Below are 14,601 nucleotides of genomic sequence, written 5' to 3' on the forward strand. Positions count from 1 at the left end.
ATATGAATAAAACAATGATACAAACCCAAAATGCGCCAGCAGCAATTGGACCTTATGCCCAAGCGGTAAGAGTAGGAGACTTAATTTTTACATCAGGTCAGCTGCCTGTAGACCCTGCAACTGGAGAATTGCTTACAGATGATATACAGGCTGAAACAAGACAATGCCTCGAGAATGTAAAGGCTATATTGGAGGCGGCTGGTTCCTCTTTAGAGCAAGCTGTAAAATTAACCGTATTTATTAAGGACATGGATCAATTTTCAAAAATTAATGAAGTATATGCAAATTATTTTCCAGGAGGTAAACCTGCAAGGTCCTGTGTCGAAGTGGCAAGATTGCCCAAAGATGCGAATATTGAAATTGAAGCTATAGCTGTGATAAAATAAAGATAAGGTGGTCATGTGAAATGACCACTTTTTTAATGAATGGATTATGGCAATAAAAGCAAATAATGTATAGGAGTATATTATCCAAAGAAGGTGAGAAAATGAAAAATTACAGCATGTTTGATGTTATCGGCCCAAGGATGATAGGTCCATCCAGCTCGCATACAGCGGGCGCAGCAAGGTTGAGTAAAGTTGCAAGAAAAATTGGAGGAGAAGAGATTACAGAAGTAACCTTCTATCTTCATGGATCCTTTGCGAAAACATATAAAGGTCATGGTACGGATCGCGCTTTAGTAGCGGGAATACAAGGTATGGAGCCAAACGATGAGAATTTGAGAAATGCCATGGAAATTGCTTTAGAAAAAGGAATTAAATTTGAATTTGTTGAAGCTGATTTAGGAGAAGTCCATCCCAATACTGTAAAAATTATTATGAAAGGTATAAGTGGGAAAACTACAGAAGTGATAGGTTCTTCAGTAGGTGGTGGAAATATCAAAGTTTTTCGGATCAACGGCTTGGATGTAGAATTTACTGGTGAATATCCAACACTTCTCATAAGACACATCGATAAACCAGGAGCTATAGCAAAGGTGTCACTGATATTAAGTGAATATGATATTAATATAGCTTTTATGAGAGTATTTCGTCAAAGTAAGGGCAAGGATGCCTTTATGATTATTGAAACAGATAATAGCATAAACGAAGAAGTGATTGGCAAAACAAAAGCTTTAGGCGAAGACTTTATTAGCGTATACCTCATTGATGCTTTATAAAGGGAGTGGAAGAATGGATTTCGAATTTAACAATGGCCGTGAATGTATTGATCTATGCAATCAAAACAACAAAAAAATATGGGAAGTTATGTTAGAAAGAGAAGCCGCGATTACAGGAAAAGAAAAGAACGAAATCATCCACTATATGATGGATAATTTGCAGATTATGAAAAATGCTGTAAGGAAAGGTTTATATGAGGATGTAAAATCCGTTAGTGGTTTAGTGGGTGGAGATGCGAAAAAACTTAGAGAGAGATATGAAAACCATAAAACATTATCGGGATATAGAATGAACAAAGCGGTTGCCAGTGCCATGGCGGTGCTGGAAGTAAATGCAGCTATGGGACAAATTGTAGCTGCCCCTACAGCCGGATCAAGTGGAATTTTACCTGGTGTATTGATTACTGTAGCAGAGTCCTTCGAACTAAGTGATGAGGAAACAGTAAGGGGCTTGATCACAGCTTCTGCAATCGGATATATTATAACAAGAAACGCAACGGTTGCTGGCGCAGAAGGGGGTTGTCAGGCAGAGACTGGCGCAGCAGCTGCTATGGCTGCAGCTGCTGCTGTTGAGCTAATGGGGGGCAGCCCTGAACAGGCATTTCACGCGGCGGCGATAACGATAAAGAATATCATGGGACTCGTGTGTGATCCAATCGCCGGATTGGTAGAAGCACCTTGTGTTAAAAGAAATGCGATTGGTACAGCAAATGCGCTTATCTCTGCGGATATAGCTCTAGCTGGAATAGAAAGCATCATTCCATTTGATGAGGTAGTAGAAGCAATGTATCGCGTGGGCAGAATGATGCCTTGTGAACTGAGAGAGACAGCACTAGGTGGCTTAGCAGCTACACCTACGGGTTTAGAAATACAAAAAAGAATATTTGGAGAACAAAAATAGAAAAATTTTCAAATTACAAAATAAAAAAATGATGGCAACAACCATCATTTTTTTATTTAATCTCGCTTGTCGTAATAGTAAAAATTAATATCCGTTAGGTCATTTTCATAAGATTTTTTTCGATTTTTCTTTGCAGATAATCCTCTGTTTTTCCTTTTCTTACTGCGCTGAATGGTTACGAAGCTTCTCCATAGAAGATAGGCAAAAAGGGGTACGGCAATGAAATAAGAAAAAGGAATATTATTTCGTTGAGCAGAAGGAAAAGCAGCATAGAGGCCTTCTTTTTTTGCGATAGATTCTTCCGCTATTAGATTTACTTCTCCGATAATCTGATCTTCAGAGGTATATACGATTTTTCCTAATCGCTCGCCTTTTTCTATAGGGGCAGAAAGATCCTCTCTTAACACAACATCCTTTGTTATGCTGTTAATCGTCTCACCTTTTGGAACTGCTTTATAAAAAACATTCTCAGCTATGAGATTAACCTCTTTTTTTATGCCGCCTTTTATAGGTATTTTCTCAATAAATTCATTTGCATCAACAACTTTTTCAAAATGAAAATTTTCAAATCCATAGTCGATTAGTGTCCTGGAATCTAAATAGATATTTGTGTTCTGAGCTTTTAAGACTACGCTGATTACACGATGATCATTTTGGATCGCTGATGCAACAAGGCATTGTTGGGCTTGCAGTGTATAGCCTGTTTTAATTCCATCTACAATGTCGTATTTGATATTTATCCACTTTCCCCGATAGTTAATTCGGTTATTTCCTCCAGTACCCCATAGAAAACGGTTTGAACTTCTTAAATGCCGTGTTTCCTGCTGCTTATTGGTAGGAGGAATTTCATAGCGTACAGTGCTGACAAACTCACGAAAAGCAGGTATTGTCATACCGTGTTTTGCGATCATTGCCAGATCATACGCAGTGCTTATATGGGCCTCATTGGGCAAGCCGTTAGGATTTACAAAGTTTGTGTTTTTTGCACCTAATTCCTTAGCCCTTTGATTCATTAAGGCTGTAAAAGCTTCAACACTTCCCGACACATGCTTGGCTAATGCAACAGCAGCATCGTTTGCAGATTGAACCAATAATGCATATAAAAGCTGTTCTACAGTAAACTCTTCATCTTCTAATACATATATTCTGCTGCCATCTGTAAATGGCGTATCTTTATCAATAATAACGATATCCTGCAAATCGCTATTTTCTAATACCAAAATTGCAGTCATGATTTTTGTTGTACTGGCTGGATACATTTTTTCATGGGCGTTCTTTTCATAGAGAACATCCCCTGTAGCTGCATCTATCAATATACCACTTGGAGCGGTTATTTCTGGTGAAAGAACAGTGGCATGACTTGGCAGAACACCAAATGTATTTATAAAAAAGATAACCGCTAAAAATAAAAAAAGTGTTGTTCTCTTCATGAATTCACCTCGTAGTCGATATAATATCTGCTTTTATTAGTATAACAAAAAATTACAAAAAATTTAAGAGAAAATTAAAATTAAAAATTTTAGTAGAAAGAGGAATGCCGAAATAAAAGGAGAATTGGTAAAGAAAGGTAAAGGAGTGAAAAATATGGTAAGATTATCTAAAAGAGAATACATTATCATTGGTGCTTTAGCGGCCTGCATGATCTTCTTTATGATCGGAAAACATATATTATTGAGATCTCAAAAACCAACCATCGAATTCTATCAAGATCAAGCAATTGAGGGTTCCAATATTGTAGAAACAGACGCAAATGAACCGGAGCAGGAGCGGGAACGGTTTATCATAGTAGATATATGCGGTGCAGTACAACAACCAGGGGTAGTCAAATTAAAGGAAGGCGGCAGAATCATTGATGCAGTAGAAATTGCAGGAGGTTTATTGCCCACAGCAGATAGACGACAAGTTAATTTAGCAAGAATCCTTGAGGATGGAGAACAAGTATATATTCCTGAAGCCGGGGAAATTGAGTATACAGCTAATGTAGAAGTCCAGCAGGAAAATTTATCTGCACAAAATGGAAAAACCAATATTAATACAGCGACACAAGCAGAGTTAGAAGCTCTAAACGGTATTGGAAAGGTACTAGCTGAAAGAATTCTTCAATATAGAAATGAAAAGGGAAAATTTAAGACCATTGATGAGATTAAAAATGTTTCTGGAATTGGTGATAAAAAATTTGAAGGAATAAAAGATTATATTTCAGTACGCTGATTGAAAAAAGATGACATTGATTCTTGCACTATGTTATGATGGTGTGGAGGTGATGGTAAAATGATGAATATTCAACATAAAAAATTAACCGAAATGTCGAGAACATCAGGATGAGCTGCAAAAATAGGTCCTGAGACCTTGGCACAAGTTTTGTGCCATTTACCGAAAATTAAAAATGAAAAACTGATCGTCGGACTTGATACTTCAGACGATGCGGCTGTGTATCGACTAAATGAAGAAACTGCAATTATACAAACTTTGGATTTTTTCACCCCAGTAGTAGACGATCCTTATATGTATGGACAGATTGCTGCTGCCAATTCCTTAAGTGATGTTTATGCAATGGGCGGAGAACCGATTATGGCAATGAATATAGTATGCTTTCCTACTTGTTTACCTTTAGATATATTGACACAAATTCTTAAAGGCGGTGCAGATAAGGTAGCGGAAGCAGGGGCATTGTTGGTAGGCGGACACAGTGTAGATGATAATGAACCAAAATATGGACTTTCTGTAACAGGTTTGGTTCACCCATTAAAGGTAGTAAGCAATGCCGGTGCAAGGCCAGGGGATATCTTGTTTTTAACAAAGCCCTTAGGCACAGGGATATTAAATACAGCTTTAAAAGCTGAAATGCTGACGGACAAACAAATAAGTACGCTAATGCAGAGTATGGCTGCGCTGAACAATCATGCCGCTAAAGCAATGCAAAGAGTTGGCGCAAATGGATGCACAGATATTACCGGTTTTGGATTCATTGGCCACGCCTATGAAATGGCAAAAGCCAGTGCTGTTTCTTTAATTATAGAAAGTGAGAAAATTCCCATTATGGAAGGAGCTGTACAATACGCTGAAATGGGATTGATTCCCGCAGGTACCTATGCAAATAAAAAATATATCGAAGAAAAAGTGCATATGAGCCAAAATCTATCTCAAGTGATGGAAGATATTTTGTATGATCCACAAACTTCTGGAGGTTTATTAATCGCGGTTGACAAGGAAAACGCATCGGCTTTAGCAGATCTTTTAAAGGATTCTCTAGATTTACCTTTTGCGATTGTTGGAGAGGTTGTTACAAAAAAACAATGGGATATTATCATACGATAAATAAAGCACTGAAAACAGTGCTTTATTTATTCAATCCTGTCTTTGGAATCATACTTTTTTCAAAATATGATTTTGTGTTATAATTTTTATCGAATATAGGTAATACTTGAGAACAGTAAAATATAAGGAATATGGAGTGATTTGTGTGCTGCATAAGAAAGATTTATTCTGTCTAATACCGAAGGTAGATGAATTGCTTAATGAAGGAAGAATACATTTACTATTTGAAAGATTTCCGAGGACAATTATCGTAGATACAGTCAGAGCTTGTATTGAAGAGATACGACAAGAGATTATTGGATTAAATAATGAAGAAATAGATTGCTATTGTCTTGATGAAGACAGGCTGATTCAACGAATCGCTCATCAGGTTGAAAGTGCATACAGTATGAACTTAAAGAGGGTGATCAATGCTACGGGTGTAGTCATACATACAAATTTAGGACGTTCTCTGCTGAGTGATGAAATCAGGGACGAGGTTTGGAATACAGCTGTAAACTATTCTACTCTGGAATTTAATGTAGAAACAGGTTCCCGCGGTTCCCGTTATACACATGTGGAAGGAATTCTATCCAAGCTTTGCGGATCAGAAGCCGCCATGGTCGTTAACAACAATGCCGCTGCAGTGTTATTGGTACTAGGAGCTATAGCTAAAAACAAAGAAGTAATTGTATCTAGAGGACAACTGGTAGAAATCGGCGGCTCATTCCGTATTCCGGAAGTTATGGAACAGAGTGGTGCCCGTCTAAAAGAAGTGGGTACCACAAATAAAACCCATCTGTTAGACTATGAGAGAGCCATTCATGAGGAAACAGCAGCATTGCTAAAGGTACATACGAGCAATTATAAAATACTAGGTTTTACACAGGAAGTTTTATTATCAGATATGGTTGCATTAGGAGAAAAATATAACATACCAGTAGTTGAAGATATCGGCAGCGGTACTTTGATTGATTTTTCTAAATATGGATTAGCGAAAGAACCTACCGTTCAGGAGAGTATTGCTGAGGGGGCAGATATTGTTACTTTTAGCGGGGATAAACTATTAGGGGGACCTCAGGCAGGAATCATTGTTGGTAAAAAGAAATATATAGATATTATGAAGAAAAATCCGCTGACAAGGGCTTTGCGAGTAGATAAGCTTACTTTAGCAGCTTTAGAAGCAACATTGAGACTCTATCTGGATGAAAAAAGTGCCATTAGGAAAATTCCAACCCTGCATATGTTAACGATGCCATTTCAAGAAATTGAGGAAAAAGCGAAACTCTTTCTGCACAGTATAAAGCAATTAGACTTGAAACATGATGTAAGAATTGAAAGAGGGGTATCTCAAGTAGGGGGTGGCGCTATGCCGTTAGAAGAATTACCTACTCTTTTAATTGCTCTAAAGCCCTTAGATAAGTCCGTAAATCAAATAGAAAATGAATTGAGAAATAGGAGCATTCCTATTATAGCTAGAATCAGTGATGATCATTTACTATTTGACTGTCGAACCATAAAGAGAGAGGAATTCGATATAGTGTTAGAAGCTTTTGCCGATATTTTGAGGACTTAAAGGGGAGATCAAAATGAAGAATGTAATTGTAGGGACTGCAGGTCATATTGACCATGGTAAGACAACATTAATTAAAGCCCTTACGGGTACAGATACAGACCGTTTATTAGAAGAGAAGAAGCGAGGCATTACCATTGATTTAGGTTTTACCCATTTTGACCTGCCTAGCGGCAGGCGGGCAGGGATTATTGATGTGCCAGGTCATGAAAAATTCATAAAAAACATGTTGGCCGGGGTTGGCGGAATCGATATTGTACTTTTGGTTATCGCTGCAGATGAAGGCTTTATGCCGCAAACCCAAGAACATTTGGATATTTTAACTATATTAGAAGTTAAAAAAGGCATTATTGTGCTAACGAAGGTAGATCTTGTGGACCCAGAATGGTTAAGTTTGGTACAAGAAGAAATTCGTGAAAAAGTAAAAGATACCTTTTTAAGAGATGCTCCCATGCTTGCAGTATCTTCAACGCAAGGGCAGGGTTTAAAAGAACTGGTTGAAAGAATCGATTTTTATACAGAAGAAACTGAGGAGAAAAATACATCTATACCTTTTCGACTCCCGGTTGACAGAGTTTTTACAATGTCTGGTTTTGGTACGGTGATAACAGGAACACTCATTGAGGGTAGTGTCCATGAGGGGGATCAAATGACTATATATCCTCAAGAATTAACAGCTAAAGTAAGAAATCTTCACGTGCACGGTAAAAAAGTAGAATCTGCCTATGCAGGACAGCGTGTAGCGATTAACCTATCAGGGGTTAAAAAAGAAGATATACTAAGAGGAAATGTTGCTGCTGAACAGAATTCCATGAAAGAAACCATGATGCTTGATGTCAAGCTAAATATGCTCAAACATGCAGAGCGGATCATCGACAATCGAGATCGTCTCCGTTTATATCATGGTACAGCTGAAGTGCTTTGTAGAGTCGTATTACTGGACCGCGAAGAAATTAAGCCTGGAGAAAGTTGTTATGCCCAGCTAAGATTAGAGGAATCCATTGTAGCGAAGAGAGGTGACCACTTTGTAATTCGCTTTTACTCTCCCATGGAGACCCTTGGAGGCGGAGTTATTTTAGAACCAAATCCTATAAAACATAAACGGTTCAAAGCAGACACCTTAGAAGAATTAAAAGTAAAGGAAGAGGGCAGCCCCGAACAAATCCTGGAGAAAGTAATTTTACGTTTTAATGATGCCTTTGCAAACATAGGTTTTTATGCAACACAAACTGGATTGAGTGAAAATACAATACTGGCTATCGTAGATAAACTAACAGAAAAAGGAATCATCAGAAAATTTTCCGGTACAGTACCAGTCCACATTGATTATCTTACAAAGCTGGAAGATTCTATAATTAAAGTACTTCAAAATTACCATAATAGTAATCCATTAAAAATAGGCATGGGTAAAGAAGAATTGAGAAATAAGCTAAAGATTAAAATAAAAGGAAAATTATATGATGAATTGCTAGAGCATTTTGAAAACAACCAAATCATTCGATTGCATAATAATTTCACAGCTCTGGCTGATTTTGAGGTTAAGTACTCACCGGAACAATTAGTAATTTTAGAAGAAATAGACCGATTGTACTTAGAAAGGGAATTTCAAACACCAGCACCTGAAGATTTTCTAAATAGTAAAAAAAATGAGCAAAAATACAGAGAAGTATTAGAAGCGCTTATTGAAAAGAAACAACTTATCAAAATCAATGAGGATATCCTATTGCATGTAGAAAATTATGAGAAAGCAAAAGAAATGTTAAAGCAGTTTATAAAAGAAAATGGACAAATAACCCTTTCGGAATTCAGAGACCTGATTCATACTACCAGAAAATATGCACTGCCATTGATCGAAAACTTCGATCAAAATAAAATAACGAAAAGAATTGATGAAAAGAGGGTATTATATTAGCTGTAGAAGAACTACAGCTTTTTTCTTGCAAAAAAAAAGAAAAAACAGTATGATTAAAATAACGAATACTGTTACAAATTGTAAAATTTTTGTTTGAAGAGGATACATTTTAAAGGTGACTTTTTTATTCCAAAAAAGGAATAATATATATTAAGAGGTGATTAAATGACCTACAAAATATTAATCGTTGATGATGAACCAATTTTGTTAAAAGGTTTAAAATATAGTCTTGAACAAGAATCCTATCAGATCGAGACTGCTGAGGACGGCAAAGAGGCGCTAAAAAAGGCAACGGAAGATATCTTTGATTTGATTATATTGGACTTAATGCTTCCTGAGATAGATGGACTGGAAGTTTGTAAAAAAATTAGAGAACAATCCATGGTACCCATTATCATGCTCACTGCCAAAGGAGAGGATACCAGTAAAATATTAGGGCTAGAGTATGGTGCTGATGATTATTTAACGAAGCCATTTAATATTTTAGAGTTGAAGGCAAGAATCAAAGCGATCTTTAGAAGGGTACAAAATACAGAACATGTTTCACCGACTAGTGTTATAAAAATTGAGGATTTTACTATTAATACGCTAGGAAGAAAAGTAATATTTCGGAATGAAGAAATCAACCTTACCGCTAAAGAGTTTGATTTGCTGCTTTTGCTGACTTCAAACCCAGGTAAAATATACAGTAGAGAAGAACTTCTGGAGATTATATGGGGATATGAGTATTTTGGTGATTTAAGAACGGTAGATGTTCATGTTAGGAGACTGAGAGAAAAGATTGAAAAAAATTCTAGCCAACCGGAATACATACTTACCAAGTGGGGAGTTGGTTACTATTTTCGGGCAAAATAGAAGATTTATTAGCATTAGTTGGAAACTGGTTTCCACCTATTTATTATTGATTATCCTGACGCTATTATTGATCAACTCTTTTATCAGCGAAAGTATGCGTATCAACTATGTGACAGAAAAAAAGATGAATTTATTAGCGCAGGGAAATATTATAGCCGATCGCATTATCAGTCCTATCCGGGAATTCAATGAGAATGATGATTACGAGCCTTTAGTTGATTTAATGAAGCGATTCAGTAAAGAGATAAAATCGAGAGTTATGTTATTAAATAAAGAAGGAATTGTAATCAGTGACTCTTATGATGTATTAACGGGGCAGAAATTAGATCACTTGGAAGTTCAAGAAGCCCTGCAAGGTAAAAGCAACGCCAGATTACACAATCTAAAAAAGTATGGAAGAACGATTTATGTGGCAGTACCAGTTTTTCTTGGAAGGGAAATCCAGGGGGTAGTTTTAATATCTTCCTCAGTAGAGGAAATCCATCAAAATATTGCACGTACAATGAAAAGATTTGCTTTGCTATCACTGCTAAGTATTTTCATTACTGGACTCATCAGTTTTATATTTGCTAAAGTTATTTCTTCTCCTATAGAAAAACTTACTGATAGGATTAATAAGATGCATCAAGGAAATTTAGAACAAAAAGTAGAAGTCACAGGCAACGACGAACTTAGTAATCTCGGAAATGCTTTTAACTTAATGACTACAAAGCTTGCACTGGTAGAACAACAGCGAAAGGATTTTGTAGCAAATGTATCTCATGAACTCAAAACGCCTTTGAGTGCAATTAAAATTTTGTCTGAATCACTACTGCATCAGAACCAAGCTGATGTAAGTATTTATAGAGAATTTCTCAAGGATATTGATTCGGAAGTAGATCGATTAAACCGAATTATAGAAAATCTTCTGCGGCTGGTTGATTTGGGCAAGAACAGCCTAGAACTGGATTATCAAGTAACATATGTTAATTACCTCATAGAAAACCTTATCCGAAATTTGAAGCCTTTGGCAGATAAGAAAAACATATCGATTACTTTCACAGAAACTGAAAAAATACAGATTAAATTAGATCAAATCAAAATCCAGCAGGCGTTGATCAATATCATATCCAATGGGATTAAATATACTCCTGCGGGCGGCAAGGTAGATATATTTTTATACTCTGAGTACGAAGATGTTGTGATAAAAATTGAAGATAATGGCATTGGAATACCTAAAGAAAGCTTGCCTCATATTTTTGAGCGGTTTTATCGTGTAGATAAAGCAAGAGCAAGAAGCACAGGCGGAACAGGTTTAGGTTTATCAATATCACAACAAATTATTGGACTCCATCAAGGCAGTATTAGCGTTGACAGTGAGTTAGGAAAAGGTACGATATTCTATATCAAGCTCCCCAAAAGCATTGGAATGGGCAATTAATACAGTCACTAGAGGAGGGAATAGGATTGAGAATACTTTATAAAGTATTACTCTTATTACTCATAATCGTTACATTTGGATATGGATTTTATAGTTTAAGAAATGATGTAGATCCAGCTAAAAACCAGCCCCCGATACCACCCATACCGGACAAAACAAAATATGAGCTAAATCTTTATTTTGGAAGCCCTGATTACAAACGGCTCGTAATTGAAAAACGGGTAATTGTTTCAGAAGAGCTTTCTGAAGAAAAAGTAATTATGGAAGAGTTAATAAAGGGGCCAAGAAACAAAATACTGAAAGTATCCATTCCCCCGGAGACAAAACTCCTGTCTGTAAACACCACTGATGGGATTTGTTATGTTAATCTTTCAAATGAATTCTTAAATACCTATAGATGGTCTCAACAAATGAATGAGGCAATAACGATTTGGTCTATTGTAAATTCCTTGACAGAACTCAATGAGATTCAGGGCGTACAAATATTGGTAGAGGGGAATAAAGTGGATGTAATAGAAAAATACTACTCTTTAAAACAGCCCTATTTCCGTAATGAGGAGCTTCTAAAAAGAGAAGCCCTTACACCTTATGAAACCTATAACCTTTTTCTAGATCATTTGAAAAATACGAATTATAATGCGGCTTACGAAATGATAGAAAGTGATAGTAAAAAACGAATTGATTTCGTTAAATTCCGGTTGATAATGGGAAACTATGCGCGAGAATTAAAAGGTTACGAAATCGCAAGGTACCAAACACAAAAATATTCAAAAGAAATGGTGTTGGTCATAACCTATCAGAAAAAAAAGACCAATATTTCCAGTGTTGAAGACGAATTGGTTGAGTATTGGAAGTTGATATATGAAAATAATGATTGGAAGATTGTGCTTCCAATCTGATTCGGTAAGTTAAAATATTTTGTATAAATGCCTTGTGCTGGGTGACATTATATTGTATAATTTCTATTGTATCTCGTAACAATTTCAAGGGAGTAGATGGTGGCTGGTGTTGCCTCTGGTCTTCAAATCTTGTGAAGTAGTTTTTAGGTAGTTTTAGAAAAAGCTAAATAGGTTTAGGAAATAAAGAATATTAGCCATTTAAGACGATTCCAGTTTTAAATGGCTTTCGTTGTTTTTTGATATTTTTAGATAACTGGGCGGTGAGGCGGCGGCGGTGACGGAATTGTCGACGGCGAAGTACACTAGCTTTAATAGAGTTAATCTTATCATAAACTACTGTGGTTTATTAGAAATAACATTGAGATAAGTGGCTTATTAAAGGTCTTTTTTCGACTTTTTTGATAGTGAAATTTGAAGTGTCTGTTTTAAGTGTAATGTAATAGTAGAATAATCGACGTAAAAATTTTGGAGAAGATTGTTGATTAAATAAAGGAATATAGATAATTATGAAGAAATTAAAAATATAAAAGCTATAAGACAAAGGTTATTATAGAATTAATGAATGGGGGGATAAAGTTGAAAAATAAAAGCATTACTGCTGATGAAATTAGCATTCACGATTTGTTAAATAATAAAAATGAAATATATAGCATTCCGGTTTATCAACGGGCGTATGAATGGGGAAAAGATCAGTTAGAGGATTTATGGGAGGATATTTCTTCTTTAGCAGATGATGAAGATATTCATTTTTTAGGTTCAATTGTTGTAGTTAGCGATATACATAAGAAAAGTTTTAACAGATTTGAAATAGTTGATGGGCAACAAAGAATAACTTCAATATTGTTATTTTTAATAGCAATAAGAGACTTATACTTAGAGAATGGCAATGAAAACAATGCTAAGTATATAAACGACAATTATATCTATAGTTCAAACTTTGATAGTAAAAAATCTAAGTTACAACTAGGCAGAAATGATAACTCAATTTTTGAGATGCTCGTGGAAAGGATACCAATTCCATCTGAATTAAGAAATAGAAAAGTATACATAGCATATTCCTACTTTAAAACAAAATTAGAATCACAAATAGTAAATTTAAGACAAATCACCGATAAACTGTTATTCTCTGTAAGTCTCGTTTTGATTGGAACGAATTCGTATTATGATGCTTTTAGGTTATTTGAAACTTTAAATAATAGGGGACTTGAATTATCAGCTGTAGACTTAATTAAAAATGATATTCTAAGCAAAATATCAAATAATAACTTCTTACTAAATAGAGGCATAGAATTGTGGGATAATTTGATAAAGAATTTAAGTAGTCAAAATATTGATAAGGTAAAATTCTTTAGACACTATCTTTTTTCAACAGAAAGTGGAATTGTAAGTAAGCCTAAATTATATTCAAAGTATCAAGATTTAATTGAAAAAAATGATGATTTAGTTGGGTTTTTAGAAGATATGTTTTTGAAGTCTGAAATATACAGAAAAATATATAATTCAATTATTGGTAGCAAGCATGTTAATTATCAAATTGCAATAATAAATAGAATTGAAATTTCAACATCTTATACATTATTGTTAAAGCTTTTTAGTGAACATAACATGACCGATGATACTATTTGTAGTATTTTAAAGGCAATAGAAATATTCTCGTTAAGGCGAAGCATTTGTAATACAACTACAAGGGATTTAGATAGAATTTTTAATCATTTAGCAATTCATTCATTTTCACAAGAGAATCCTGTAAAATATATTGTCGAATATTTAAAAACTAGAACACCTAGTGATGAGGAATTTTTCTCAAGTTTTAAAGACAGAGATTTTTTAAGAGATGACCAAACAAAATACATTCTTGAGTCAATAGAAAACTTTATTACGAATAATACTAATGAGAAAACTATGAACAATAGACAAGATGTACATATCGAACACATAATGCCTGTAGAAATTCATTCAGGCAATGCAAAGAAAAGCTTTGGAGATTGGGAGTATTATCTAGGAGAAGATGCTACTAAACATAAATCTTTTGTTAATAGAATAGGCAATCTAACTTTATTGGGCAGTGGTCTTAATATTAGTGCTTCAAATAATCCATTCCAAGCTAAAACAAAGATATATAGTTATTCAAATATACAAATTACTAAAAAGCTATGTAATTATGAAAAATGGGGGTTAAAAGAAATTTCAAAAAGAGGAGAAGAATTAGCAAAAGCTGCTTTACTGATATGGAATTATGCAGGGATAGAGAAAAATTAATTGTAAAGATCTATTCCAATCTACTTTAAATATAATAACTAAAATATAATAACTAAAATAATCCCAAACTAATAGAACCCTACCAGCAAAACAAAGACAAGGAAGTAATATTTCCCCTTGTCCCACAAATCCAACACAGTTTGAAGCTGAAAAAACTGCAACTGGAACCAGAAAAAACCCCGCAGAACAAAACAACTAGCCCAAGAGAGCCGCTATAACCGCTTTCTTGGGCTTTTTCTGTTTGGGGGAACAGGAAGGGGAACACAAGACTGGAAAGACGAAAAAAAGAGAAAAACATTCTTAATAAATAATTGAAAATACCATTC

12 protein-coding genes are annotated in these 14,601 nt (G+C 35.2%); 11 read left to right on the forward strand and 1 reads right to left on the reverse strand.

Features of this window, described 5'->3' with window-relative positions; genetic code table 11:
• Nucleotides 1-2: 2 nt before the first annotated feature.
• From Gferi_RS26420 to sdaAA, 3 genes are all read left to right on the forward strand, one after another.
• Nucleotides 3-386: a RidA family protein gene (locus tag Gferi_RS26420; protein ID WP_069981088.1), complete on the forward strand. Its 384-nt coding sequence runs from the start codon at nucleotides 3-5 to the stop codon at nucleotides 384-386.
• Nucleotides 387-487: 101 nt separating this feature from the next.
• Complete coding sequence (sdaAB, locus tag Gferi_RS26425) at nucleotides 488-1,159, forward strand: L-serine ammonia-lyase, iron-sulfur-dependent subunit beta (protein WP_069981089.1); 672 nt, start codon at nucleotides 488-490, stop codon at nucleotides 1,157-1,159.
• Nucleotides 1,160-1,172: 13 nt separating this feature from the next.
• Complete coding sequence (gene sdaAA, locus Gferi_RS26430; RefSeq protein WP_069981090.1) at nucleotides 1,173-2,060, forward strand: L-serine ammonia-lyase, iron-sulfur-dependent, subunit alpha; 888 nt, start codon at nucleotides 1,173-1,175, stop codon at nucleotides 2,058-2,060.
• 56 nt (nucleotides 2,061-2,116) lie between these two features.
• On the opposite strand, the gene Gferi_RS26435 is transcribed toward sdaAA, so the two are convergent.
• Complete coding sequence (locus Gferi_RS26435) at nucleotides 2,117-3,490, reverse strand: D-alanyl-D-alanine carboxypeptidase family protein (protein WP_069981091.1); 1,374 nt, start codon at nucleotides 3,488-3,490, stop codon at nucleotides 2,117-2,119.
• 154 nt (nucleotides 3,491-3,644) lie between these two features.
• Here Gferi_RS26435 and Gferi_RS26440 point away from each other — a divergent pair, with 154 nt between their 5' ends.
• From Gferi_RS26440 to Gferi_RS26475, 8 genes are all read left to right on the forward strand, one after another.
• Nucleotides 3,645-4,271 carry a helix-hairpin-helix domain-containing protein gene (locus Gferi_RS26440; protein WP_069981092.1) on the forward strand — a complete coding sequence of 209 codons (627 nt, stop codon included), beginning with the start codon at nucleotides 3,645-3,647 and terminating at the stop codon, nucleotides 4,269-4,271.
• Between the two features lie 63 nt (nucleotides 4,272-4,334).
• Nucleotides 4,335-5,378, forward strand: a complete 1,044-nt coding sequence (gene selD, locus Gferi_RS26445) for a selenide, water dikinase SelD (protein ID WP_083273891.1) — start codon at nucleotides 4,335-4,337, stop codon at nucleotides 5,376-5,378.
• 148 nt (nucleotides 5,379-5,526) lie between these two features.
• Nucleotides 5,527-6,933, forward strand: a complete 1,407-nt coding sequence (gene selA / locus Gferi_RS26450) for an L-seryl-tRNA(Sec) selenium transferase (protein WP_069981623.1) — start codon at nucleotides 5,527-5,529, stop codon at nucleotides 6,931-6,933.
• A gap of 13 nt (nucleotides 6,934-6,946) precedes the next feature.
• Nucleotides 6,947-8,842 carry a selenocysteine-specific translation elongation factor gene (selB, locus tag Gferi_RS26455; protein WP_069981094.1) on the forward strand — a complete coding sequence of 632 codons (1,896 nt, stop codon included), beginning with the start codon at nucleotides 6,947-6,949 and terminating at the stop codon, nucleotides 8,840-8,842.
• A gap of 165 nt (nucleotides 8,843-9,007) precedes the next feature.
• The gene (locus tag Gferi_RS26460) at nucleotides 9,008-9,697 is read left to right on the forward strand and encodes a response regulator transcription factor (protein WP_069981095.1); all 690 of its coding nucleotides are present in this window, start codon (nucleotides 9,008-9,010) and stop codon (nucleotides 9,695-9,697) included.
• Entirely contained in the window at nucleotides 9,624-11,117 is a 1,494-nt protein-coding gene (locus Gferi_RS26465) for a sensor histidine kinase (RefSeq protein ID WP_236932665.1), read from the forward strand. The genes Gferi_RS26460 and Gferi_RS26465 overlap by 74 nt, the downstream gene beginning before the upstream one ends.
• Nucleotides 11,118-11,143: 26 nt before the next feature.
• Nucleotides 11,144-12,016, forward strand: a complete 873-nt coding sequence (locus Gferi_RS26470) for a GerMN domain-containing protein (RefSeq protein ID WP_069981096.1) — start codon at nucleotides 11,144-11,146, stop codon at nucleotides 12,014-12,016.
• A 576-nt stretch (nucleotides 12,017-12,592) separates the two neighbouring features.
• Nucleotides 12,593-14,275, forward strand: coding sequence for a DUF262 domain-containing protein (locus tag Gferi_RS26475; RefSeq protein ID WP_069981097.1), 1,683 nt, complete (start codon nucleotides 12,593-12,595; stop codon nucleotides 14,273-14,275).
• The last annotated feature ends 326 nt before the right edge of the window (nucleotides 14,276-14,601 follow it).

Source organism: Geosporobacter ferrireducens (assembly GCF_001750685.1).
GTDB lineage: Bacteria > Bacillota > Clostridia > Peptostreptococcales > Thermotaleaceae > Geosporobacter > Geosporobacter ferrireducens.